At 52.5% G+C, this 444-nt stretch carries 1 protein-coding gene; it reads right to left on the reverse strand.

What is annotated here, in order from left to right; translation table 11 throughout:
• A partial coding sequence (locus NE664_14090; protein MCQ4727765.1) for a sugar ABC transporter permease occupies positions 1-444 on the reverse strand: 444 nt, incomplete at both ends.

Genomic DNA, 444 nt, shown 5'->3' on the forward strand with positions numbered 1-444 from the left:
CGCCGATCACTCTGGTCACTGTCACGAAGAAAATGGTGGGTGACAGAAGCGGAACGGTGATATGGAAAAACTGGTAGATACCGCTTGCGCCGTCGATATTGGACGCCTCATAGTAATCCTTCGGAATCTCCTGAAGTCCCGATAAAAACAGCACCATGTTGTAGCCGATGATGGACCACACACCGATGACGCCGATCGAATAGACGGCGATATTCGGGTTGGAGATCCAGTTTATACTGGTACCGAACACATTATTTAAAAGGCCGAACTCCGAGTTAAAGAGCCATCTCCACACCATGGCGATCGCCGCGGGGGCCGCAACCATTGGGAGGAAGAAGATCGTACGGTAAGCGGCCCGCCCCTTCATCTTCCGGTTCAGCAGCACGGCCAGAACCAGTGCGATGATGATGGAAAACGGTACTTCCACGATGGCGTATTTGAAGG

Source organism: Anaerotignum faecicola, from assembly GCA_024460105.1.
Taxonomy (GTDB): domain Bacteria; phylum Bacillota; class Clostridia; order Lachnospirales; family Anaerotignaceae; genus JANFXS01.